Source organism: Streptomyces sp. TOM-9 (assembly GCF_056858595.1).
In genome coordinates this window covers 9,435,743-9,456,841 of record NZ_JBXEQB010000001.1, presented here as the reverse complement: position 1 = coordinate 9,456,841, position 21,099 = coordinate 9,435,743, and the positions used below count along the sequence as shown (strand labels likewise).

At 68.4% G+C, this 21,099-nt stretch carries 15 protein-coding genes and 6 pseudogenes; 4 read left to right on the top strand and 17 right to left on the bottom strand.

Annotated elements, in window-relative coordinates:
• Window positions 1-133: 133 nt before the first annotated feature.
• The 4 genes and pseudogenes from AC1VWI_RS43125 to AC1VWI_RS43110 form a co-directional block, all read right to left on the bottom strand.
• A pseudogene (locus tag AC1VWI_RS43125) lies at window positions 134-265 on the bottom strand (IS256 family transposase); the annotation flags it as partial.
• A 14-nt stretch (window positions 266-279) separates the two neighbouring features.
• Complete coding sequence (locus AC1VWI_RS43120; protein ID WP_499508794.1) at window positions 280-1,167, bottom strand: IS3 family transposase; 888 nt, start codon at window positions 1,165-1,167, stop codon at window positions 280-282.
• Window positions 1,164-1,463: a transposase gene (locus AC1VWI_RS43115; RefSeq protein WP_499508795.1), complete on the bottom strand. Its 300-nt coding sequence runs from the start codon at window positions 1,461-1,463 to the stop codon at window positions 1,164-1,166. Before AC1VWI_RS43115 ends, AC1VWI_RS43120 begins: the two co-directional genes overlap by 4 nt.
• Before the next feature lie 66 nt (window positions 1,464-1,529).
• Window positions 1,530-2,571: pseudogene (locus AC1VWI_RS43110) on the bottom strand (IS256 family transposase); the annotation flags it as partial.
• Between the two features lie 230 nt (window positions 2,572-2,801).
• Between AC1VWI_RS43110 and AC1VWI_RS43105 the strand changes: the two are divergent.
• On the top strand, window positions 2,802-3,002 hold the full coding sequence (locus AC1VWI_RS43105) for a hypothetical protein (protein ID WP_499516492.1): 201 nt from the start codon (window positions 2,802-2,804) through the stop codon (window positions 3,000-3,002).
• 123 nt (window positions 3,003-3,125) lie between these two features.
• A complete protein-coding gene (locus tag AC1VWI_RS43100; protein ID WP_499516491.1) occupies window positions 3,126-3,410 on the top strand; it encodes a hypothetical protein in 285 nt (94 codons plus the stop codon).
• A gap of 701 nt (window positions 3,411-4,111) precedes the next feature.
• On the opposite strand, the pseudogene AC1VWI_RS43095 reads toward AC1VWI_RS43100, so the two are convergent.
• From AC1VWI_RS43095 to AC1VWI_RS43060, 8 genes and pseudogenes are all read right to left on the bottom strand, one after another.
• Window positions 4,112-4,246 (bottom strand): annotated as a pseudogene (locus AC1VWI_RS43095) (IS701 family transposase); the annotation flags it as partial.
• A gap of 139 nt (window positions 4,247-4,385) precedes the next feature.
• The gene (locus tag AC1VWI_RS43090; RefSeq protein WP_499516490.1) at window positions 4,386-4,880 is read right to left on the bottom strand and encodes a GNAT family N-acetyltransferase; all 495 of its coding nucleotides are present in this window, start codon (window positions 4,878-4,880) and stop codon (window positions 4,386-4,388) included.
• Window positions 4,881-4,970: 90 nt separating this feature from the next.
• Window positions 4,971-5,123 (bottom strand): annotated as a pseudogene (locus tag AC1VWI_RS43085) (DUF397 domain-containing protein); the annotation flags it as partial.
• A gap of 375 nt (window positions 5,124-5,498) precedes the next feature.
• Window positions 5,499-8,525 carry an alpha-mannosidase gene (locus AC1VWI_RS43080; protein ID WP_499516489.1) on the bottom strand — a complete coding sequence of 1,009 codons (3,027 nt, stop codon included), beginning with the start codon at window positions 8,523-8,525 and terminating at the stop codon, window positions 5,499-5,501.
• A gap of 60 nt (window positions 8,526-8,585) precedes the next feature.
• Window positions 8,586-9,839: a glycoside hydrolase 5 family protein gene (locus AC1VWI_RS43075; RefSeq protein WP_499516488.1), complete on the bottom strand. Its 1,254-nt coding sequence runs from the start codon at window positions 9,837-9,839 to the stop codon at window positions 8,586-8,588.
• A 93-nt stretch (window positions 9,840-9,932) separates the two neighbouring features.
• Window positions 9,933-10,850 (bottom strand): carbohydrate ABC transporter permease, encoded by a 918-nt coding sequence (locus AC1VWI_RS43070; protein WP_499516487.1) that lies wholly within the window; start codon window positions 10,848-10,850, stop codon window positions 9,933-9,935.
• Window positions 10,847-11,809 (bottom strand): carbohydrate ABC transporter permease, encoded by a 963-nt coding sequence (locus tag AC1VWI_RS43065; protein ID WP_499516486.1) that lies wholly within the window; start codon window positions 11,807-11,809, stop codon window positions 10,847-10,849. The genes AC1VWI_RS43070 and AC1VWI_RS43065 overlap by 4 nt, the downstream gene beginning before the upstream one ends.
• A 12-nt stretch (window positions 11,810-11,821) precedes the next feature.
• Window positions 11,822-13,108 (bottom strand): ABC transporter substrate-binding protein, encoded by a 1,287-nt coding sequence (locus tag AC1VWI_RS43060; protein ID WP_499516485.1) that lies wholly within the window; start codon window positions 13,106-13,108, stop codon window positions 11,822-11,824.
• Window positions 13,109-13,494: 386 nt separating this feature from the next.
• Here AC1VWI_RS43060 and AC1VWI_RS43055 point away from each other — a divergent pair, with 386 nt between their 5' ends.
• Window positions 13,495-14,541: a LacI family DNA-binding transcriptional regulator gene (locus AC1VWI_RS43055; RefSeq protein WP_499517055.1), complete on the top strand. Its 1,047-nt coding sequence runs from the start codon at window positions 13,495-13,497 to the stop codon at window positions 14,539-14,541.
• A 142-nt stretch (window positions 14,542-14,683) separates the two neighbouring features.
• Here the strand turns inward: AC1VWI_RS43055 and AC1VWI_RS43050 are convergent, their stop codons facing one another.
• Window positions 14,684-15,520, bottom strand: coding sequence for a ricin-type beta-trefoil lectin domain protein (locus AC1VWI_RS43050; RefSeq protein WP_499516484.1), 837 nt, complete (start codon window positions 15,518-15,520; stop codon window positions 14,684-14,686).
• A 197-nt stretch (window positions 15,521-15,717) separates the two neighbouring features.
• On the opposite strand from AC1VWI_RS43050, the gene AC1VWI_RS43045 reads away from it, so the two are divergent.
• Entirely contained in the window at window positions 15,718-17,307 is a 1,590-nt protein-coding gene (locus tag AC1VWI_RS43045; protein WP_499516483.1) for an MFS transporter, read from the top strand.
• A gap of 36 nt (window positions 17,308-17,343) precedes the next feature.
• Here the strand turns inward: AC1VWI_RS43045 and AC1VWI_RS43040 are convergent.
• The 4 genes and pseudogenes from AC1VWI_RS43040 to AC1VWI_RS43025 form a co-directional block, all read right to left on the bottom strand.
• Window positions 17,344-18,857 (bottom strand): annotated as a pseudogene (locus AC1VWI_RS43040) (DEAD/DEAH box helicase); the annotation flags it as partial.
• A gap of 311 nt (window positions 18,858-19,168) precedes the next feature.
• Window positions 19,169-19,372 (bottom strand): cold-shock protein, encoded by a 204-nt coding sequence (locus tag AC1VWI_RS43035; protein ID WP_326569993.1) that lies wholly within the window; start codon window positions 19,370-19,372, stop codon window positions 19,169-19,171.
• A gap of 416 nt (window positions 19,373-19,788) precedes the next feature.
• Window positions 19,789-20,055: pseudogene (locus tag AC1VWI_RS43030) on the bottom strand (hemolysin III family protein); the annotation flags it as partial.
• A gap of 16 nt (window positions 20,056-20,071) precedes the next feature.
• Window positions 20,072-20,404 (bottom strand): helix-turn-helix domain-containing protein, encoded by a 333-nt coding sequence (locus tag AC1VWI_RS43025; RefSeq protein WP_499516482.1) that lies wholly within the window; start codon window positions 20,402-20,404, stop codon window positions 20,072-20,074.
• Window positions 20,405-21,099 lie beyond the last annotated feature (695 nt).

The window sequence follows — 21,099 nt, the reverse complement described above, 5'->3', positions numbered from 1 at the left end:
CACGTGTCCCTGAACGCCTGCTCAGATCGCCGATAAATTCGCAGGGTCAGTGCCTCATTAGAATTCCGGATATTTGATTTCCTGGAAAGGGTTTGTCCAAGGAACGGTGTAACTCAGGTGGTGGGAAATATCGGCGGCTGAGGGAGAGTCGACCGTCGAAGGTGATGTCGAAGGCTTGCAGGGCGGGTTTCCATCGCAGGGTCCAGCATTTGCGGCCGGCGCCGGTGGGGTTCAGGCTCATCACGGTGAAGTTTCCCCGTGATCTCGGACACGTGATCGTTATGCCGCGAGCGTGTGCTGCTGACGTTGCCTGGTCTCGGCCGGGGTGAGGTAGCCGAACGTGCGGTGCTTGCGTAGGCGGCGGCGGTTGTAGAAGGTCTCGATGAAGGAGAAGACCTCGGCGCGGGCGGTGGCCCGGTCGGGCCAGGTGCGGGTGCCGATCTCTTCCTTGAGCAGGGCCCAGAAGCTCTCCGCGGCGGCGTTGTCGAAGCATGATCCGGTGCGTCCGCAGCTCTGCCGCAGCCCCAACCTCCCTATGCGCTCACGGAATTGGGTCGAGGTGTATTCGCTGCCGCGATCGCTGTGGACCACGCAGCCGGGCTCGAGTCCGCCTCGGCCGTGCGCCATGTCGAGAGCGTCGACCACCAGCTCGGCGCGGTGGTGGTCGGCCATGGCGTAGCCGACGACTTCGCGGGTGGCCAGGTCCAGCCAGCAGGCGAGGTAGAGCCAGCCCTCGGCGGTGGGCAGGTAAGTGATGTCGCCGACCAGCTTGGTCCCGGGGCGTTCGGCATGAAAGTCGCGGCCGATCAGGTCCGGGGCCGGCTTCGCTTTCGCGTCCGGCCGGGTCAGCGAACGCCGTCTGCGCCGGGTGACGCCGCGGATGTCGCGTTCACGCATCACGCGGGCGACGCGCTTGCGGTTCACCCGTCGGCCCAGGCGGCGCAGTTCGGCGTGGATGCGCGGGACGCCGTAGGTGTGCCGGGAAGCGATGTGCACCACGGTGATCTCGTGTGCGAGTGCGTCGTCGGCGGCCCGCTTGGCACGGCGGGCGGCCTCGCCCTCGCACCAGGCGTAGTAGGAGGACCGGGCGACCTTCAGCACCCGGCACAGCAGAATGATCGGATAGTTCGCCTTCTCCGTGTGGATAAACCGGTACAGCTCGCTCACCGGTCGTTCTCCTTCGCGAAGAAGGCCGTCGCTTTTTTCAGGATCTCGATCGTCTGCTGCTGTTCGCGGACCTCCTTGCGCAGCCGCTTGAGCTCCTCGCGCTCGGCGCTGGTCAGCTCACCGGACTTGCCCTCGCCCTGGTCTGCCTTCGCCCGGCGGTACCAGCCGCGCAGGGACTCGGAGCTGATGCCGAGTTCCCGAGCGACGGCAGTGACCGTCTTGCCCGAGGAATCAACGAGCGCGATCGCATCCCGCTTGAACTCCTCGGTGTAACGCTTCGTGTACTTACTTCCCACCTGGTGCTACTTCCTCTGGAACCTCAAGATCCCAGTCTCCAGGTGTCCACGATCGAGGGGAAGCTTCACGGCCATGTAGACGCACTTCAGCCCGGCGGCCTCGTTCGGGAAGTGCCCGCGGGCCCGGACGGCTGTGCGTATGCGCGCGTTCACGCTCTCGATGGCGTTGGTGGTGCAGACGACGCGCCGGATCTCTGTGTCGAACTGCAGGAACGGTACGAACTCGGCCCAGGCCTTCTCCCAGAGTTTGGGGCCCCACTGTTCTTGGAAGTCCAGGAAGCGGTCCTGGGCGGCCTTGGCGGTCGGCGCGGTGTAGACCTGCTTGAGCGCACGGGAGATCTTGTCCCAGTCCTGGCGGCCCGCGTAGCGGAACGACGCCCTGATCACGTGGACGACGCAGGAGCCAGTACTTGGCGCCTCGCCGCCGTCGCCGGCCCACAGACCGAGGATGTCGCGGGTGCCGTCCACTGTCACCGCGAGGGCGACATAGATCGGCCGGTTGGCGACCTGGCTGTCGCGGACCTTCACGTGGATGCAGTCGATGAAGATCACCGGATAGGCCGGGTCCAGGGGCCGGTTCTGCTTTCGACCATCCCGTCCATGACCTTGTCGGTGATCGTGGAGATGGTCTGCTTGGACACGCTGGCCCCGTAGACCTCGGCCAGGTGCGCGAAGATGTCGCCGTGCGTCAGTCCCCGCGCGGACAACGACAGCACCATCTCGTCGACCCCGGTCAGACGCCGCTGGCGCTTCTTGACGATCTGCGGCTCGAAGCTGCCGTCACCGTCCCGCGGCACCGCGATCTCGACCGGGCCGACGCCGGTCAGCACCGTCTTGGCGCGCACCCCGTTGCGGGAGTTCCCGCAGCCGGCGCCGGCCGAATCGTGCTTGTTGTAGCCGAGATGGTCGGTGATCTCGCCCTCCAAGGCGGACTCCAGCACGCGCTTGGTCAGCTGCTGCAAGAGCCGCCCTCACCAGCCAACTGGAGGCCGCTCGCGCGGGCCCGCTCGACCAGCTGCCCGATCAACTGGTCGATCAGCAGATCCGCCGACAGCTCGACCGGGCGGACCTCTTCAACCGCCTCGACAAAGGCAGTCACCCCGCTCATCAGGAGTTCTTCCTTGATCGGGAGTTACACCGCTCTTTTTGCAGTCCCGGAGCACGAGGAGTTTCCCGCCCCGAGGGTTTCGTAGAGGTCTGCGAGGTAAGGCGACCAGCCGGAGCCGCCCGTTTCGCCCCCCGTTCGGGCGGTTCCCCGAGAGGCTCCCCCCTCTCGGCGGTCACGCCTTGCAAGCCGGGGCCTGCTCCACTCAGGCCCCGGGCCGGCGAGGAGGTCACATGGACGAGACGACCCGCATGCACCGCCCCGGCGAGAAAGTCCCCGCCAGCGGCATCTACGAATGCACCTGCGGTCAGGGCCACCGCTTCACCATCACGAGCACAAACGTGCAGGGCCACACCTTCCCGCCGGTACCGGAAAACTGCTCCGGAGTCGGCTGGAACCTGCTGATGCCCGCCCGCGCGGAGCGCAGCCCATAAGACAGCCGATACGCCCGCCTGGCCGTGCGGGGCCAAGGCAAGCGGTCAAGGCGGGCCTCAGACGCGGTCCCGTCAAACGCTGACCCGCCTGCCGCGGCAGGACCGCCACCCTTAGGAACGACCATGCACATCAACAGCATCACCGCCCGCCGGGTCGCAGCCGCCGCCCTCGCGGCACCTATCCTCGCGCTCGTCGGGGTCGGCACGGCCGCTGCCGCGCCACAGCAGACCGCCACCGCCACCCACCAGTCCGTCGTCGACCACGGCGGCTGCTGGGGTTACGGCTGCGGCTACGGCGGATACGGATACGGCGGCTATGGCTACGGACCCGGATTCGGGTACGGACCTGGCTACGGCTATGGATACGGACCCGGCTATGGCAACGGCGTCATAGTGATACTCGGGTAACCGCACGGCTGGAACCTCATGATCCCCGCCCGCGCGGAGCGTAGCCCGTAGACCCCCAAGCAGCCCGCCCGGTTACGTGGTGAGTGCCGGGCGGGCGCCCCACGCGGCCCCGCCGGCGCGTCCTTCCCAAACCTCGGCGGGGCCGCCCTACTGCCCGGGGCCCTCGGCCGCCACCACCCGCCCGCGCCCCGCCAACTTCACGCCCTCGCCCCAAAGTCGCATTTGTTTCTGGAGGCACGCATCACATAGCGGATTGGCCCCGACGCCGTAACGGACGCAGGGCTCGAAGCACTGCCGGCAACTGCTGTTCGCGATCCTCGGAGCGGTAGGAGTGGCCATGCCGCGCCCCCTAACCCCGGGCACTGACAGCCGACCGATTCATCACGTTCAGTGTTCTGGCGAACGCGTGCTGCTACTCTCAACCCAAGCGAGATCCACGGGAATCAGACCCCCCGCCGGCCCGGCACCCCACGCCGCCGAGCCACCCCAACGGCCCCTCTTCAGGCCGTGCTCAAGCAGCCCCCGCCGGTCACCCGGCTGGGGCCGCACCCGTTCAGACCTGCCGCCCGCGGTGCCGGACGAGTCACGGTGCCGTGACCGCCACCCGGCGGACCTCAACCCTCGTGATCGTGACACCAGGCGCTGTCCAGTCAGTCGCCCGGCGGAGTCGCCTCGCGCGCATGCTCCTCGGTGTCGAACAACGGGGTGTCTTCTCCAGCCCATTCGGCGATGCTCCAACAGTTTTTGCGTGGCAGGTCCGACAGCAGCCCCAGCATCAGATCCCGTACCCGACGCCGGGGTTCAACCCGGGCGAACCGGCCGGCTATCCGGCTCATCAGGCCCTCGAACGCTTCCTGCCAGCGAGCAGGGTCCACGCTGTGACCTGCAGCCATCGCAAGATCGTTAGTCTTCATCCACCGAGATCAGCGGTGGCCCGCAGCCTTCCCGCAGCCGACCCACGAGCGAGATCACGGTCTATGGCTGGAGGTCGCGCTGGTACCAAGTGCCTGACTTGCCGCCGAGATCGGCCGGGGTGGCAGGGCCAACCGAGACGAACCCGGCCTTGGCCAAGACTTTCTGGGACGCGGCGTTGTCATGGGAGGTGGCCGCTCGCAGTGTGAGCAGGCCGTGCATCGCCTCCGCCATCCGGCACAGCTCCCGGACGGTTGCGGTCGCCACGCCGCGGCCGGCGACCCGCTCCGCGACCCGGTAGCCGAGTCTGGCAGTGCCGTCCTCCACGTCGTACAGGTTGAACCTGCCGAGTACCGAGCCGTCCTCGGCGACGAGCACGTAGAAGGCGCAGATGCCGGCCTCCTGCTCGGCCAGCGAGGCGTTGTACCGGTCGGTGAACTGGTCGAAGAAGTCGTCGCCGCGGTCGGAGATCGAGGCAGCGAAGTAGGCGCGGTTCGCCAGCTCGAAGGCCAGGACCGCCGGGGCGTGGCCAGCATGCAGCGGCTTCAGCTTGGGCATTGCCCGACCTTACCCAGATGGTCCGCTGAGGCCACCTGGTTTTGCAGACAGCTCCAAGACCAGGGCACATAACGATCTACGACTGGAGAACTAGTCGAACTCGCCCTCGCGTACGCCTTCCCGGAAAGCCCTCCACTCCTCTGCCGTGAATCGCAGGGGCGGCAGGTCCCTGTTCTCGGAATCACGGATGGCGACGTCTCCGTCACCGAGCTCTGCGACTTCGACGCACTCCGGCAGATAGCCGCTCTTGCTGCTCTCGAGCTACCTGGCTCTACTACGTGGTGCACGAAGCGTGGGACGCGATACAAGCCAAGGAACTTGCGGCGTATGGGGGCCGCCGAAGATGTATGCCTCGGATATCTTCCAGAGGCCAACGACGCAGTACGGGTTACGGTCCAACAGCTTCGCGAGGACGGCATCGGTCGCCAGCACCTTGTGTCCGGCATGTGAAGGGGAGCACCGCCCGTCACTGGGCCGACGTTGCTGCGAGCGTCGAGCCCCCCGCCTGAACACAATCAGCTACGACCTATCGACAATGCGTTGACACGAGACTGACAGTCCCTGTCGGCGTTGCCCGGAAGCCGAACACGGCTTCCGGGCATCGCGTTCGTGCCGTCATCAGTTGCTACGGGTCAGCCTGAGAGTCACCAATTGGAAGGGTCGCAGCAGGAGTTCTACGGCGCCGTCGACCAGCTCCGGACCGGCCGCCCCGGCCGACGGCCGCTCCAGCAGGTCGGTCGCGGTGACGTCGGCCGCCGTGAAGTTGGGCCGCAGCCGTGCGGTCGCCCTCCCGCCCCGGGACTCGTACACCCGGACGATCACATCGCCGCTCTCGTCGTCCGCGAGCTTGACCGCGCTCACGACCACCGCGTCGTTGTCCACGGTGACCAGAGGCTCGACCGCGGCGGTGCCCGGCACGCGGCGCTCGGGCAAGTTGATGCCGTAGCCCTCGGCGACCGCGTCGCCGATCGAGGCCCCGGGCGCCAGGGCGTGCCGGAAGCGGTGCACCCCCTGGTCGGTCTCCGGGTCGGGGAAGCGCGGAGCGCGCAGCAGCGAGACCCGCACGGTGGTGGTGGTCCCGCCGTCCTCGCTACGCACGGTGCGCGTCACGTCGTGCCCGTAGGTGGAGTCGTTGACCAGGGCGACCCCCCAGCCCGGCTCCTCGACGTGGACGAAGCGGTGGTTGCACGCCTCGAATTTGGCCGCGTCCCAGCTGGTGTTGGTGTGTGTGGACCGGAAGACGTGTCCGAACTGGGTCTCGGAGGCGTATCGCTCGGCGTGCACGTCCAGAGGGAAGGCGGCCTTGAGGAACTTCTCGGTCTCGTGCCAGTCCACCTCCGTGTCGATGTCGAGGCGCTTGGCGCCCGGAGCCAAGGACAGCAACTGGGTGACCGAGGAGGAGCCGAAGCGGCGCACCACTCGTACCGACGCGGTGCCGTCGCCGGCCGGGACCAGCTCCTCCAGGTCGGTCAGGTCGGTGACGGTGTTCCGGTAGAACTCGTCGACGTCCCAGGCATCCCACTGGTTGGGGAAGTCGGGGTGCAGCTGCAGCAGGTTGGCCGCCGTTCCGGGGGCCACGGCCTCTCGGCGTGCGCTGAGGTCGAACGCGGAGACGACCAGGCCGCGCCCGTCGATCTCCACCCGCAGCAGGCCGTTGTCGAGGACGAATCCGCCGCCGTCCCGGGGCAGCGGTGCCGTGGCCACAGCCGCGGCCACGGGGGCGGCGCCGCCGGCGGACACGCCGGCACGGGTGTGCGGCGCGGCGTTGAAGACCAGTTCGCCGCCCGTGGCCGGGCCCGCCAGGGCACGCTGCGCGGCGTCGATGATGCCGAGCAGTTCCTCGGCGACGGCGGCGTACGTGGCGCGGGCCTCGCGGTGCACCCAGGCGATCGACGAGCCGGGCAGGATGTCGTGGAACTGGTGCAGCAGCACCGTCTTCCAGAGCCGGTCCAACTGCTCGTACGGGTAGCTGAAGCCGGTCCGCACGGTGGCGGAGGCCGCCCACAGTTCGGCCTCGCGCAGCAGGTGTTCGCTGCGCCGGTTGCCCTGCTTGGTCTGGGCCTGGCTGGTCAGCGTGGCACGGTGCAGTTCGAGGTAGAGCTCGCCCACCCACACCGGCGGGTCGGGGTACTCGGCCTCGGCCTTGGTGAAGAACTCGCGGGGGGTCTCCCAGTGGACCGTCGCCGAACCGTCGAGGTCGCGCATCCGGGCGGCCTTGGCGATCATCTCGCGGGTGGTACCGCCGCCCCCGTCTCCCCAGCCCGTCGGCGCGAGGGAGTGCCGGGCCCTGCCCTTCTCCTTGAAGTTCCGCGCGGCGTGCGCGATCTCGCTGCCCTTCATCGAGCAGTTGTAGGTGTCGACGGGCGGGAAGTGCGTGAAGATCCGCGTGCCGTCGATGCCTTCCCAGGTGAAGGTGTGGTGCGGGAACTTGTTGATGGTGCTCCAGGAGATCTTCTGGGTGAGCAGCCACTTCGACCCGGCGGCCTTGATGATCTGAGGCAGGCCGGCGGCGAAGCCGAAGGTGTCGGGCAGCCACGCCTCCTCGTTCTCGATGCCGAATTCCTCGAGGAAGAAGCGCTTGCCGTGAACGAACTGGCGGGCCATCGCCTCGGAGCCGGGCATGTTGGTGTCGGACTCCACCCACATGCCGCCCGCCGGGATGAAACGCCCCTCCGCGACGGCCTTCTTGACCTTCGCGTACACCTCGGGGCGGTGCTCCTTGATCCACGCGTACTGCTGGGCCTGGGACATGGTGTAGACGAAGTCGCCCTCGTCCTCCAGCAGGGCCGTCATGTTGGACGTGGTACGGGCGACCTTCCGCACGGTCTCGCGCAGCGGCCACAGCCAGGCGGAGTCGATGTGCGCGTGCCCGACCGCGCTGATGCGGTGCGCGGTGGGCCGCGCGGGTACGGCGAGGACGCCGGCCAGCCGCTCGCGAGCGGCGGCCGCGGTGCTGTTCACGTCCTGCAGGTCGATCGCGTCCAGGGCGCGGCTGACCGCGCGCAGGATGTCGTGGCGGCGGTCGGAGTCCTCCGGGAGCTCGACCATGAGCTCGCCGAGCACCTCCAGGTCCTGCACCAGCTCCCAGACCGTCTCGTCGAGAACGGCCAGGTCCATGCGGGTCAGGGTGTACTGGGGGTCGTCCCCGGCGGTGTCCTTGTCGCCGAGCTGCGTCGGCAGGAAGGGGTGGTAGTCGAGCAGGACCGGGTTGGAGGCAGCCTCGATGTGGAGCAGCACCTCCTCACCGCCGGTGGCCGGGGAGGCGATCCGCACCCACTGGTTGCGGGGGTTGAGGCCCTTCACCGGGCTGCCGTCGGGCCGGTAGACCAGGCCCTCGCACTGGAAACCCGGCATGTTCTCGTCGAAGCCGAGGTCCAGGACCGCCTCGACGGTCCGCCCGGCCCACGCCTCGGGCACGGTTCCGGACACACGGAACCAGCTGGTGCCCCAGGGAGCGCCCCAGCGATCGCCGACGGCGACCGGCTCCACGGGGGCGGTCAGGCCCTCGGCGACGGGTACCGGCTCTCCCGGGGCGGTCCACACGGACACCTCGAGCGGTGTCGACTCCGGGTAGAGGGCGGGCCGGATGCGTTCGTCGAGGACGCGCTTGAGGCGGGCTTCGACCAGCTTGCGGTCGTCGTGCATGGGATGGCTCCTGTGCGGGTGGGGCGGAAGGGATGGACGTGAGGTGGGAAGCGCAGCGGCTCAGCGCACCTGATCGGGCCGGACGACCTCGGTGATGCCGCGTGCGGCGAGGTGGGCGGCGTCGTCGGCGCGGGAGGCGAGCACCGCGGCGGGGCGGACACCGTCGGCGGTGAGCCGGACGAACGCCTCGTAGAACGCGCCTCCGGGCGCGCACACGGAGCGGTCGGGGGCCGCATCGTCGTCGCCGACGTCGACGGCGAGCGCGGTGGTCCGGGGCGCCGGCCGGCGCGGTTCGGCACGGCGCTCCCCCACGATCCTCCGGATGGCCTCGCCGGCCGGCTTGACCTTGCCCTCGTTGGTCAGCAGGCCGAGGGAGTACTCGAGTTCGGGGAAGTCGGCGAGGTCGCGGGAGACATCATGCGAGCACCACCAGGTGATGCCCCACACGTCCTCGCAGTCCAGGGCGTTCGCGACGGTGGCCTCGGTGAAGTCCGCGGCGTGCTCGGCGGGTATCAGGGGTGCGGGCGCGCCGACCTCCTGGAGCCAGACCGGGCGGTGCGGGTCGCCGGCCCATGCCTTGGACAGCTCGATGAGGTAGGCGGCGTGGTGTTCGGTGGCCGTTCCGGTGCGGCCGTGCCGCTGGGCCGTGCCGTTGAAGACCCACGAGTGCACGGCGGTCATCGCCCCCAGGTTCGCCGCGTGCGCGGGGGTGAAGGGGTGCCCGTCCAGGTACCAGGCGGCGTCGTAGGCGGCGTGCAGGTGCTGCCTGCCGGGGGCGGCGTCCTCGCATGCGGCGAGCACGGTCCGCAGCCAGGCGGCGGCCTGGGCCGGCGTGATCGGGTCGGGGTCGGGATGGGGCGGCCCGGAGAACTGGTTGATCTCGTTGCCGATGGTCATGCCGATGAAGTTGGGCAGGTTGTCGAGGGCGGCGGCCAGCGTGCCCAGGTAGGCGGCCTGGCCGGCGACGACGTCGGGGTCGGTGAAGATGTTGCGACGGTGCCAGGTCTGGGTCCACGCGGGCAGGAAGTCGAAGCTGGACAGATGCCCCTGCAGTCCGTCCACGTTGACGTCGAGCCCGCGTTCGCCGGCGGCCTCGGCGAGCGCGACGAGCTGCTCGACGGCCCGGGGCCGGATCAGGGACCGGTTGGGCTGGAAGACCGGCCACAGCGGGAAGACCCGGACGTGGTCCAGGCCGAGGTCCGCGATCGCGTCGAGGTCCCTGCGCACCGCATCGAGGTCGAAGTCGAGCCAGTGGTGGAACCAGCCCTGGCTGGGCGTGTAGTTGGCGCCGAAGCGCGGTCCTTGGGCGGGCATCGGTACGGGTGTCCTGACTCTCGTGGGGACCTGTTCCGCCGGGGGCGGAGCAGGCGGATGGTCGGTGCCGGTGGGCTGTGCGGGGCCATACGGTCAGCCCTTGACGGCTCCCTCCCCGACGCCGCGGAAGAAGTACCGCTGCAGGGCGCCGAAGAGCACGATCAGGGGGGCCACCGCGATGATGGTCCCGGCGGCCACCAGGCGTTCGTCGTTGGCGAAGGTGCCGTGCAGGTAATTCAGGCCGACCGTCAGGGTGTACTTCGAGGGGTCGCTCAGCACCACCAGGGGCCACAGGAAGTCGTCCCAGGCGCCCATGAAGGCGAAGATCGCCACCACGGCCAGGGTGCCCCGCGCGGACGGGAGGGCGATGCTCCAGAAGCGCTGCCAGACGTTGGCGCCGTCCATGTATGCGGCTTCCTCCACCTCGTTGGGCAGGTTCCGGAACGCGTTGCGCATCAGCAGCACGTTCAGCGCGCCGACAGAGCCGGGGAGCAGTACGCCGATCAAGGTGTTGTTCAGGCCGAGGTCGCGTACGAAGGTGAACTGGGCGATGATCAGGCCCTCCACGGGCACCAGCATCGCCAGCACGAACGCCAGGAGGAGCGCGCGCCGTCCGCGGTGCTGCAGCCGGGCCAGGGCGTAACCTGCAAGCGCCGCGCCGACGCAGTTGGTGACGACGCTGGACACCGCCACGGTGAGCGAGTTGAGCGCGTAGTCCCACACCGGGATGGTCTCGGAGACGCGCCCGAAGTTGTGCAGGGTGGGCTGCTGCGGCAGGAACGAAGGGGGCGTACTGAAGATGTCCTCGTGGGGGCCCTTCAGCGAGGTCGACAGCTGCCATAGGAACGGTCCCACGCTGATGGCGAGGACGGCGAGCAGCAGCAGGTAGCGCAGAACGAGTTCGGGGACCCGCACGCGGCGGCCGTCGGCGTCCAGCACTCCGCGTCGCGGCCGGCGACCGGCGGCCGGTGTGGTGGCGGGAACCGTGGGGGTGTCGGTGGCGCTGGTCACGCGTCCTCCTTCCGGTCGGCGCGCAGGGTCAGCAGCATCAGCGCGACCACCACCACGAAGATGACGACGGAGATGGCCGAGGAGTACCCGACCCGCCCGGTCAGTCCGGTGCCGGTGCGCTGGACGAGCATCACCAGCGTGGTGTCCTCGCCTGCGGGGCCGCCGTTGGGCCCGGCGAGGACGTACACCTCGGTGAAGACCTTGAAGGCGGAGACCGCGGAGAGTGCCGCGACCAGCACCATCGTGGAGCGGACGGCCGGAACGGTGACGGTGAGGAAGCGGCGCAGGGCTCCCGCGCCGTCGACCGCGGCCGCCTCGTGCAGCTCGCGCGGGACGTCGGCGAGCGCCGCCAAGTAGATGATCATGTAGTAGCCCAGACCCTTCCAGATCGTCAGGGCCATGGCACTCAGCAGCAGGGTCCACTGCTCGCCCAGGAAGTTGACCGGGCTCCCGCCTACCGCCGTGACGATGGAGTTGAGCAGGCCGCGGTCGTCGAGCAGCCACACCCAGATCAGGCCGACCACGACCACCGAGGCGACGACGGGCGTGTAGAAGGCGGCGCGGAAGAAGGTGATGCCGGGTATGCGCCGCTGTACGAGCAGGGCCAGCAGCAGTGGCAGGATCACCAGCGCCGGGACCACGCCCGCCACGTACAGGGAGCTGTTGCGCAGCCCGATCCAGAACGCGTCGTCGTGGAGCAGGGCCTGGTAGTTCTCGAACCCGACGAAGCTGCCGCCGACGAGCGTCCGGCGGTCGGTCAGCGAGTTGTACAGGGTGCTGCAGAACGGCCAGAGGCTGAACGCGCACACCACGATCAGGCCCGGCGCGGCGAACAGCCACGGGCTCCACCAGCGGTGGCGGCGGATCCCGCGGGAGCGCGGCCGTCCGGAGCCGGAGCTCCGGACGGCCGCGGTCCGCGGACCGCCGGCGATCGTTCCAGGGGCGGTCGAGGACGTCATGGCGTATCCCGGTCAGCTCTGGGCGAGGAGCTGGTCGGCTTGCTTGACAGCGTTGTCAAGCGCTTCCTTGGGGCTCTCCTTGCCCTGCAGCGCCTTGGCCACCTCGTTGCCGAGGGCGGTCTTCATCTGGTCGCTGAACTGCACCGGGGTGTAGTTCACGGCGTTGGCGAGGGAGCTGGCCGCCGCGATCCGCACCCGGGTCTCGTCCGTGCCGTCCTCCTTCGTGAAGTACGGGTCCTTCAGAGCACCGGCCGTGCTCGGGAAGATCGCGACCTGCTTGGCGAAGGCCATCTGCCGTGTGTTGTCGGTGACGAAGTGGGCGAAGGCGATGGAGGCCGCCTTCTGCTTGGCCTTGGAGTTCACCATCATGCTCTGCACGTAGACGTTGACCTTGCCGGTGTTGGTTATCTGGTCGGTGATCCCGATGTTCTTGTAGAGCGTCGGCGCCTGTGTCTTGAAGTTCTTGAGGTCCAGCGCGCTACCGGGGTTCATGGCGACCGCGCCGGTGAGGAACTTGTGGCCGGCCGACTCGGGGGTGGCGGTCAGGGCCTGCGGGTCCAGTGCGTGCGCGTCGTACAGCTTCTTGTAGTGCGTGAGCAGTTCGACGCCCTTGGCGTCGTTGAAGGTGAACGCGGTGCCGTCCTTGTTGACCAGTTGGGCCCCGTAGCGGCCGAAGTCCTCGATGGTGGGCACGTTGGACAAGGTGGCCACCTTGCCCTTGCTGTTCTCGGAAATGGCGAGGGCGTCGGCGAACAGGTCGTCGTAGGTCTTCGGCGGCTTCTCCGGATCCAGCCCGGCCTCCTTGAACAGCGCCTTGTTGTAGAACAGCGGGCCGGTGTTCAGATACCACGGGAAGGCGTAGGTGCCCTCCAGGCCCGGGACGGCGTCGGCGGACCAGGCGCCGGCCAGGTACTCGGACTTGTACTGGGCGGCGTCCTTGTCGAGGTCCAGGGCCAGACCGGCCTTGGCGAGCGGCGCCAGCAGGTCGGGGGTGACGTTGACGACGTCGGGGAGAGTCCCGCCCGATGCGTCGGCACTGAGCTTCTCCGCATAGCCGTCGGCCGGCTGGTCGACCCACTTGACGTGGGTGCCCGGGTACTTCTTCTCGAAGTCGGCGATGACGCCGTTGAAGTAGCCCGCGAAGTTGGCCTTCAAGTTCCAGGTCTGGAAGGTGATCGTGCCCGTCACCTTGCCTGACGAGTCGGTGGACGCATCTCCCCCGCCGCTCCCGCAGGCGGCGAGGGAGAACGTTGCAGCGGCGACGACGGCGGTGGCTACCGCCTTGTAGGAAGAACGCACGGTGGACGGCTCCTTTGCTCGGACCTTGCGCGTGGATGACGACCCGGGGCTGGGCCGGCCGGGTGCGCACGTGGGGGAGACCATTCCAGCCGCTGGGGGGAAAGTCAACGAATTCCCTGGAAGTTTCTTCTCGGTCGAAGCATATAGGCAGGTCAGAGTGGGTGCGGGAGGCGTCTTGGACTCGCAACTAATGCGCTTTAGGGCCGGTCCACTGAAGCGCTTTAGTTCCGTCCGCCGGTTCTGGGTCGGAAAAGCACGCGCGGAGCCGTACGATGTGTGCTCACGTGCAGGGAAGGGGACCACTCGCGGTGGCAGACGAGCAGCAGGGCAGAGACGTGGCCGATGCGCCGGGGCACGGCCGTCCGGCCGGGCGCCGCCGTCCCACGATCAAGAACATCGCCCAGCGGGCGGGGGTGTCCGAGAGCGCTGCTTCGTTTGCGCTCAACGGCCGTCCCGGCGTCTCCGAGGCCACGCGCGACCGCGTACGCCGCGTCGCCGAGCAGCTCGGCTGGCGACCCAGCGCCGCCGCACGGGCCCTGTCCGGCGAGGGGGCGGCGACGGTGGGCCTCGTACTGGCCCGGCCCGCCGAGACCCTGGGCGTCGACTCGTTCTTCCTGCAACTGGTCTCGGGTATCCAGGAGGTGCTGGCCCCGCGTCATCTGGGCCTGCTGCTCCAGGTGGTGGAGGACACCGAAGCCGAGTGCGGTGCCTACCGTCGCTGGTGGGCCGAGCACCGTGTCGACGGGGTACTGGTCGTCGACCCGCGCACCGACGATCCGCGCCCCGCCCTGCTCGATGAACTCGGCCTCCCCGGCGTGGTGATCGGCGCCCTTCCGGAGTCCGACCCCGGTGCGCACCACCGTCTGTCACAGGTGCGGGTCGAGGACGCGCAGGCCATGGCCGCCGTGGTCGGCCGCCTGCACGCCCTTGGCCACCGGCGCATCGCCCATGTCGCGGGTCTTCCGACCCTGGCTCACACCGCTCGCCGCATCGAGTCGCTCACGAAGGAGGCGGCACGCCAAGGGCTGGCTTCGGCACGGTCCGTGGTGACGGACTACTCCGACGCCGAGGGCGCCGCCGTCACACGCCGGGTGCTACAGGAGCCCGATCCGCCTACGGCGATCATCTATGACAACGACGTGATGGCGGCAGCGGGTTGGGGGGCGGCCGTCGGCCTGGGCCGCGACGTGCCCGGCGACGTCTCCATCGTCTCCTGGGAGGACTCAGCTGTGTGCCGCCTGGTCCAGCCATGGCTGACCGCGCTGTCCCGCGACGCGGTGGCCTTCGGCCGGACCGCGGCCGAGGAACTGACCGCCCTCCTCGACGGCGGCGTGGCCCGCGAGGTGAGTCTGCCGTTGCCCCGGCTCATCGAACGCGGCAGCACCGCCTCCGCGCCGTCCCGCGCCCTGAGCGAGGGGTCATCCGCAACGTGACTCCCTTGCGCGACCGGCCCGGGACGTGGGCGGGTGCCCCTACGGCGCAGTGGCTTTTTGACCGGAGAACAGCCAGGTCAACGTGACCGCGCGGACCAGTTCGAAGGGGGGCCCAGAATGCAGTCTCGCACGTGTCAAGGACTCATCGGGGTCCCGCACGGCTCACCCGGATGAAGGTGAGGCCAGTGCTTTGCGCTCCATGCTGGCTGCGTACAGCGGGGTCTCGAGCTGGTTGTGGGCGACGACTGCGATCTGGCGGTGGGAGGCCACATCTGCAAAGTTCAGGTCCTGCTGGGTGAGCATGCCAGGTCTGGCCGGTGCTGCCGCAGGTGGCGAGGGTGAGCTGGGTGCCGTTGGTGGCGCTGGCCGACGGGTCGGCCAGGCACCTGGTGTTCTCGGCGTTGCTGACCAGGGTGCCGTTGGTGGTGACCTTCCACTTCTGGGTCGCATCGGTGTTGCAGGTGTCGATAACGATCAGCGCGCCGGCGGCGGTGGAGTTGGCGTTGGTGTCCAGGCGCAGGCCGAGGACCTTGACGGTGCTGTCGGTTCCGATGGTCCATTTCTGGGCCGTGGAGGTGTTGCTGCAGGTGTTGATCTGGACCTTGGTTCCGGGGGTGGTGGCGCCCCCGGTGTCGTCGATGCATTTGGTGCCGCCGCCAGTGAGGGTGAAGCCGGTGACGAGGGGGCCGGTGACGCTGGCCTTCCGGCTCATGGTGTTGCCGGCTTTCTTGTTGGGTGTGTACCCGGTGTCGAGGTAGCTGGGAGTCTGGGTGGCGGTACCGGTGGCGGGGTTGCTGGTCGTGGTGACGCCAGCCTGGTTGGGCAGCGTCGCGGCGACGGTTCCGTCCGTACCGGGGTGTGCCGTCGTCTGGGTGGTGTCGGCGAGGGCGTTGCCGGTGGTGTCGTGGTTGACGGCACCGGTGCGGTCGCCGAGGAGGTCGTAGGGGATAAGGGCGACCTCACAGACGAAGAGTTCCAACGCGCCAAGGAGAAGATCGTGCACTGAGCGACACAGGTCGCGCAGGTGCAGACTCCACCATTCAAGGGCGGTCCCATCGATGCAGCCCGTTTTCGGCAACGGATGTACCGAAAGTAAGGGTATGCCTGCCTTATGGTGATCTGAGCGGTCGCGCAGACGAGCCGTGACGCACACCGGAAGCTCTGGAGGTGCAAGCGGTGAGGCGATGGCGGGCTCTGATCATCCTCGGTACCGCCCAGTTCCTGATGGTGCTCGACACCTCGGTCATGAACGTCTCGATCAGCCAGTTGGTAGAGGACTTCAACACCGAAGTCACCTCGATTCAGGCCGTCATCACCCTCTACACCCTGGTCATGGCAGCCCTCATGATCACAGGTGGGAAAGTCGGGGACATGCTCGGACGCCGCAAGGTGTTCGGCATCGGACTGATCGTGTACGCCACGGGCTCCGCCCTCACCGCTGTGGCCCCGGTCCTATGGGTGCTCACCGTCGGCTGGTCCGTGATCGAAGGACTCGGCGCGGCGCTGGTCCTCCCGGCGCTTGCCGCCCTCGTGGCCGGAACCTACCAGGGACGGGACCGGGCCGTCGCCTACGGGGTCGTCGGCGGCCTGGCCGGAGCCGGCATCGCAGTCGGGCCTTTGGTCGGTGGTTGGGTCACCACCTACCTGACCTGGCGTCTGGTCTTCGCTGCCGAGGTCGTGCTGGTGGTGGCCATCCTCTTGGGCATGCGCTGGATCGAGGATCAACCCCACCGCGGCTCCAGACCGCATCTCGACAAGGTCGGGGCCGTGCTGTCCACCGTCGGCCTGGCCCTGGTGGTACTGGGTGTCCTGCAAAGCAGCAACTGGGGCTGGCTGCGGCCCCGCAACTCCCCCGTGACCGTCTTCGGCTTCTCCCTCACCTTCTTCGTCATCGCTGCAGGCGCCGTCGTGCTGTGGTTCTTCCGGTTGTGGGAGCGACGGCAGGAGGCTCAAGAGCATGAGCCCCTCGTACGCTTCTCGCTGTTCGGCGTGCCCACTCTGCGGGCCGGCCTTGCCGCGTTGCTCAGTCAGAACCTCATCCTGCTGGGCCTGTTCTTCGTCATCCCTTTGTACCTCCAGATCGTGCAGGGCCTCAGTGCCTTCGAGACCGGGCTGCGGCTACTACCTGTGTCGATCAGCATGCTCGTGGTCTCCATGAGCGGCCCCCTGCTCGGCCGGTTCGCCTCGCCCCGCACAGTGGTCCGTACGGCCCTGCTGATTCTCATCGCGGCGATTCTCGGGCTGCTGGCCGTCATCACTCCGTCCCTCAACGATCTTTCGTTCGCCTGGGCGATGGCCTTGCTGGGCACGGGTATGGGCCTGCTCGCCTCCCAGCTCGGCAACGTCGTCCAATCCAGCGTCGGCGAGTCGGAACGCAGCGAGGTCGGCGGTCTCCAGTACACCGCTCAAAACCTGGGATCCTCCCTGGGAACCGCCCTCATCGGCTCGCTTCTCATCGGAGCACTCGTGCACGTGTTCACAACCCGGATCGAAGACAACCCGCAGATCTCCAGCGCAGCACGTCAACAGATCGGCATCACCATCGAGGCCGGCGTCAGCTTCGTCGGCACCAACCAGGTACGAGCCGCGGCAGAGCGCACAGGCCTGGCCAAGCCCGAGACCGACACCCTCGTGGCCGAGTACGCCGAGGCACAGCTCGGCAGCCTCAAAGCCGCCGTCCTCGCCACCGCCGGCATCGCGCTCGCCAGTTTCCCGTCCACCCGGCACCTGCCGACGGACCGGCTCCGCATGCCCTCGCCCAGCTGAGGGCTTCGATCCAGGACGGGTCACTACAAGAGCCCCGGCCTGGCCACGCCCGCACTGCCGCACGCGCACGCGGCGGGCACCCGAAGCGGGACTGCGGCGACCGCGGGAGGCCGCACTGCGCTTGCGTCGCTCGGGCGCCGACGCCGGCGCGGTGATGGTGACGGGGATGCCGGAGGGGGTCTGGGCGTCGGTGATACGGTTGAGGGCTTCATCGCCGGAGCGGACCTGGGTGGTCTGGGGCATGATGCCGGCGGCGGCCATGAGGCGGGTCATGTCGCGGCGCTGGTTGGGGGTGACCAGGTGACGACGCTGCCGGACCCGCCCGCGCGGGCCGTACGGCCGCCGCGGTGGAGGTAGTCCTTGTGGTCGGTGGGCGGGTCCACGTTGACGACGAGGTCGAGGTTGTCGACGTGGACGCCGCGGGCCGCGACGTTCGTGGCGACCAGCACGGTGACGTGCCCGGTCTTTAACTGGGCGAGGGTGCGGGTGCGCTGCGGCTGTGACTTCCCGCCGTGCAGGGCGGCCGCCCGTACTCCGCTGTTGAGGAGGTCCTGGGTGAGCCGGTCCACGGCGTGCTTGGTGTCCAGGAACATGATCACCCGGCCCTCGCGCGCCGCGATCTCCGTCGTCATCCGGTGCTTGTCGGTGCCGTGCACGTGCAGGACGTGGCGTTCCATCGTGGTGACCGCGCCGGCGGACGATTCGACGGAGTGGACGACGGGGTCGGTGAGGTAGCGGCGGACCAGGAGGTCAACGTTGCGGTCCAAGGTCGCGGAGAACAGCATGCGCTGGCCCTCGGGGCGCACCTGGTCCAGGAGTGCGGTGACCTGCGGCATGAAGCCCATGTCGGCCATCTGGTCGGCCTCGTCGAGGACGGTGATCGCGACCTGGTTCAGCCGGCAGTCGCCGCGGTCGATGTGTTCCTTGAGGCGTCCGGGGGTGGCCACGACGACTTCGGTGCCACCCCGCAGCGCGCCCGTCTGCTTGCCGATCGACATCCCGCCGACGACGGTGGCCAGGCTCAGCTTCACCGCTCTGGCGTAGGGGGTGAGGGCATCGGTCACCTGCTGAGCGAGTTCCCGGGTGGGGACCAGAATCAGGGCCAGCGGCTGGCGGGGTTCGGTGCGCTGTCCGGCGGTTCGGGCCAGTAGGGCCAGGCCGAATGCGAGGGTCTTGCCGGAGCCGGTCCGGCCGCGGCCCAGGACGTCGCGGCCCGCGAGGGTGTTCGGCAGGGTCGCGCCCTGGATCGGGAACGGCACCGCCACACCCTGCGCGGTGAGCGCGGCCAGCAGCTCCCGGGGCATGTCGAGGTCGGCGAACGCCTCGACGGCGAGCAGTGCGGGAGTGAGCGTTTTCGGCAGGGCGAACTCGCCCTGGACGGCTGCGGGCCGGCGGCCGTAGCCGCCCGAGCGGCTCGGACCCCCGGAACGGCTCGGGGCGGACGGACCGAAGCGGCTGCCCCGAACCGAACCAGCGGCGGAACCGAAAGCGGGGCCGCCGGTGCGGCGGCGGGTACGGGAGGAGCGGTCGTTCGTACGCGTGGGGTTCATTCAGAACCTTCCTTGATACGGCAGGTATCAAGGAATTCCCGCAGCGGGAGAGCAGCGCGGGGAATCACAAGAACGGGCCTAAATGGAATGCGAAAGCGCATCTGGCCTGCGGTAGCTCCAGTGCGGGGTGCAGGCGATGAAATGGTGACTTCACGTGGGCGTGAATCCAGTACGTCGACGGGTGCAGCTCCAAAGAGGTCCGCATCGGCGGGCGGGGGTTGTCCCACAGGTGACACAACTGTGGGACATGCCCGCGACTGGTGCCCGCACCCCGAGGGGTTCGGGCATCAGCTGCAAAACGGGCGCCGGCGTCAGGCGGGAACGATGTTCTCGGCCGTCGGGCCCTTTGGGCTCTGCGCGATGTCGTAGGTGACCTTCTGGCCTTCGCGCAGCTCGCCAATGCCCTGGGCGGCGATGTTCGAGAAGTGAGCGAACACGTCAGCGCCGCCACTGTCCTGCTCGATGAAGCCGAAACCCTTTGCCGCGTTGAACCACTTCACGGTGCCAGACGCCATGCCAAATCTCCTTTGGGGCAGTACACCAGCATCCGCACTGTACGGACACCGTGTCGCCGCGATGACGCCCCGCCCGGAAAATAACCGGTATATAAAAACGCCTCCAGTGGCCGAAAATACCTCACGGAGGTGCTTTAAGTTTTGGGAACCGCGACTGCAACTGAGGTCGACAGTAGCATGCCGTATCGGCCCGCGTACGCTGAATAACTTCACTCTGTTTATTGCGGGTAAAACTCTCCCCGCGCTACGCGCTAAATCCTCGCTTCGCGGTCATAGATACTGGCCTGCCGGGAGCGCGAAGTTAAGGAAGATGGTTGCCCTTCGCCACTCGAGGTCTTGCCTGCCGCGCCCCCGATCAACCCCCGACCTCGGGTGGCTGAGCACGGGAGGAGGGGGGCTGGGCCTCGCCGAGGCAGTCATGTGACTGCCAGGACGATGGCCGTGTAGTGCGCGGTGAAGGCGGCGATGGTAAAAGCGTGGAAGACCTCGTGGAAGCCGAACCAGGCCGGTGAAGGGTCAGGGCGCTTGAGTCCGTACACGACGGCGCCCGCGGTGTAGAGCAGGCCACCGGCGATGACGAGTACGACCACCGCGGTGCCGCCGGTGCGCGCGAAGTCGGGCAGGTAGAAGACGGCCACCCAGCCCAGCACGAGGTAGCACGGGGTGTACAGCCACCGGGGAGCCCTGCCTATTTGCGCGTCAGCTGTCGGACGCCTGCCGGGATGCGGCGCGGCGGTATTCGGCGTTGATGCGCTGCGCCTCTGCGAGCTGGTCTTCGAGAATGACGATGCGGCAGGCGGCCTCGATGGGCATCCCCTGGTCGACAAGTTCCCGGGCGCGGGCCGCGATGCGCAACTGGTAGCGGGAGTAGCGGCGATGCCCGCCCTCGGAGCGGAGCGGGGTGATCAGGCGGGCCTCGCCGATGGCGCGCAGGAAACCCTGGGTGGTGCCGAGCATCTCGGCAGCCCGGCCCATCGTGTAGGCGGGGTAGTCGTCGTCGTCAAGCCGGCTGAACGAGTCGTCTGCTGTCATTGCACCTCTCTATGAAACGCGCTGAGGGGCCCTGGTGCCGTATGGCACCAGGGCCCCGAAGGAACTGCTACACCATCTACCGGCCCTGGAAGTACGCCGGCCTTCTGTTTCCGCCCACCCGACCGGAATGCTGCCGGGGGTGCAGGGATCGCGGATGCGTGACCGGAGACCACCTCACTATCGATGTCCTGCGGTACCCGGGCTCACGATGTCCGCCCGGGCGATCCTGATGGCGCTCGGCTCCTCCGTTCTTCCCTCGGGAATCAATCACTTACCCACTGCGGGTACTGCTCTCCTGCGTACTGCTGGTGATGCGAACCGCTCAGTGACGTACCACAGCGCCACTGTCCGGCAGCCAGCCCCGTCGCCCGTCCTGCATCTGCTCCGGCTTGGAACCCCACTGCCGAACCTCCCGGCGCGCGCCCGCAGCCGGCGCCTTCACCGAGGTACTGCTCACTGACTTCACTGCTGGGTACTGCGAACTGCACTTACAGGTACTGCTCACGGCGGCCCCTGATCACTGCGGGCCACCCGGTCCGGCGTCAGTCCCGTCGCCGTCCTGCAACCGCTCTGGCTTCGGAACTCCACTACCGCACCGTCCTGCACACTGCAACTAGCTGTACTGCGGATACTGCTGACCGGCAGTTCGTCTCTGCCAGGCCCTCTGGTCCCTCTGGGCTACGAGAGAAACCATA